Raw genomic sequence first — 2,220 nt, forward strand, 5'->3', positions numbered from 1 at the left:
GTGGCGCAGGGCGTCGCGGTGTTCGCGCCGAACGTGCGGGGCTCCTCGGGCTTCGGTCGGTCCTTCGCGCCGCGCCGCGACCCGATGCGAGGGGGTACGACCGAGATGTCAGCCGGGGTGCACACGGTCGCGGTGATCGGCGCGGGCAAGATCGGTGAGCTGATGCTCTCCGGGCTGCTGCGCTCGGGATGGCCCGTGGACAAGCTGCTGGCAACCGCCCGCCGGCCAGCTCGCGCCGAGGAGTTGACCGCCCGCTACGGCGTCCGGGTGGTCGACAACCTGACGGCGGTGGACGAGGCGGCGGTGCTCGCGATCTCGGTGAAGCCGCAGGACGCCGCCGCGCTGCTCGACGAGATCGGCCCCAAGGTGCCGGCCGACAAGCTCGTCATCTCGCTCTGCGCCGGCCTCCCCACCAGCTTCTTCAGCCGCCGGCTGCCCGACGGCACCCCGGTGGTCCGGGTGATGACCAACACCCCGGCGCTTGTCGACGAGGCGATGACCGCGATCTCGGCGGGCGCGCACGCCACCGGCGCCCACCTGGCGTTGGCCGAGGAGATGTTCAAGCCGCTCGGCCAGACGATCCGGGTGCCCGAGTCGCAGCAGGACGCGGTCACCGCACTCTCCGGCTCCGGCCCGGCCTACTTCTACCTGCTGGTCGAGGCCATGATCGACGCGGGGATCCTGCTCGGGCTGCCCCGGCAGGTGGCGCACGAGCTGATCGTGCAGACCGCGATCGGCTCCGCGGTGATGCTGCGCGACTCGGGCGAGCACCCGGTCAAACTGCGCGAGGCGGTCACCTCACCGGCTGGCACCACCATCTCCGCGATCCGCGAGCTGGAGAAGCACGGGGTACGCGCCGCGCTGCTCGCCGCACTCGAAGCCGCCCGCGACCGGGCCCGCGAGCTGGCAGCGCAGGCCGACTGAGCGTTCTTCGCGCGTGGCGGCGGGCTGATGTGGTGTTCCGGGCGCGCGGGGTTAGGCGTTCGGGGCTCGTCGCGGGGCCGGGCGTGCCGCATACTGGCGCGGTGTTCACACTTGCCCAGGCCCGGCACCTGGTGGCCACGCTGCAACCGCGCATCGACGAGTTGATCCGGGTCCGGGCCGACCTGGCCGAGCTGCGCGTCGACCTCGCCGACCACGGCGTCAGCGCCCTCGGCGGGCTGGCCGAGGTGAAGGGCCTGGAGGCCCGGCTGCACGCCGTCGTCGACGAGCTGCACCAGCACGACATCCAGGTCAAGGGCATCGCTCCGGTGCTGCTCGACTTCCCCGGCGAGCGCGAAGGCCGCGCGGTGCTCTGGTGCTGGCTCGAGGGTGATTCCGACGTGCGCTGGTACCACCGGGCCGAGTGCGGCTTCGCCGGCCGCCGCCCACTCTGACGCACCCCCGCCCGACCCGGCCGCGCCCTGCCGCCGCACCTTGATCCACTCGGGTTCGCCGAAAACGCGGTATCCGAGCGCGGGGGATACCGCGACATCGGCGAACCCGAGTGGATCAAGCCCGGTGCGGCTCGGACCGCCGCCCCGACTCTGACGCGGATGAGGCCGGGTGCGGCTCAGCCCGCAGCCGGCTTCGGCGGGATCGTTTCGGAGGCCTCGGCCACCGCGAACACCACGACGTTGTCCCGGTAGTGCCCACTCCGCCGGTCGAACGCACCCCCGCAGGTGACCAGGCGTAGCTCCGCGTTGGGCGTCGGGCCGTACACCACGGCGGTCGGGAACTGGTCCTTGCGGGTCCGCAGCGAGCCGGTCACCCGGAACACCAGCCGCTGCCCGCCGCGCCACACCTCCACCCGGTCGCCCGGCCGCAGCTCACCGAGCCGGGCGAAGACCGCCGGGCCGCGTCGCGAGTCCAGGTGGCCGGCGAGCACGGCCGGGCCGGTGTCGCCGGGTGCCGGACCGCCGCCGTACCAGCCGGCGACGTCGAAGTCGGCGGGCGGGATCAGCGCCCCGGCCTGGTCCAGGCCCAGCACCGTGAGCGTCGAGTCGACGCCGATGCGCGGTACGCGTACCCGAGTGGGTGGTCCCTGTGGGGTGGGCGCGGCGGCCGTCGACGGGCAGTCGTCGGTGCAGCCGGGGTGCCAGCTCGCCGCCGGCGGTGCCGGATCGCTGCCGGCCAGCCCGACCCCGGTGCCGGCGGCCAGGAAGATCAGGATCGCGGTGAACACGATCCCGGCGATGCCGAGCTGGTTGGCGGCGAGCAACAGCCCGGCGTTGGCGTTGC

General features: G+C 73.8%; 3 protein-coding genes. 2 read left to right on the forward strand and 1 reads right to left on the reverse strand.

Features of this window, described 5'->3' with window-relative positions:
• The first annotated feature begins 105 nt into the window (after positions 1 to 105).
• Together proC and ACWCO3_RS34080 are read left to right on the forward strand one after the other, a co-directional pair.
• Positions 106 to 924, forward strand: coding sequence for a pyrroline-5-carboxylate reductase (proC, locus tag ACWCO3_RS34075; protein ID WP_145779689.1), 819 nt, complete (start codon positions 106 to 108; stop codon positions 922 to 924).
• A gap of 101 nt (positions 925 to 1,025) precedes the next feature.
• A complete protein-coding gene (locus ACWCO3_RS34080; RefSeq protein WP_145779690.1) occupies positions 1,026 to 1,376 on the forward strand; it encodes a DUF2203 domain-containing protein in 351 nt (116 codons plus the stop codon).
• A 176-nt stretch (positions 1,377 to 1,552) separates the two neighbouring features.
• Here the strand turns inward: ACWCO3_RS34080 and ACWCO3_RS34085 are convergent.
• Positions 1,553 to 2,220, reverse strand: a 668-nt coding sequence (locus ACWCO3_RS34085; protein ID WP_450014081.1) for a class F sortase, incomplete at its 5' end; no start/stop codon positions are given.

The sequence above is a fragment of the Micromonospora sp. NPDC002411 genome (genome assembly GCF_053592955.1).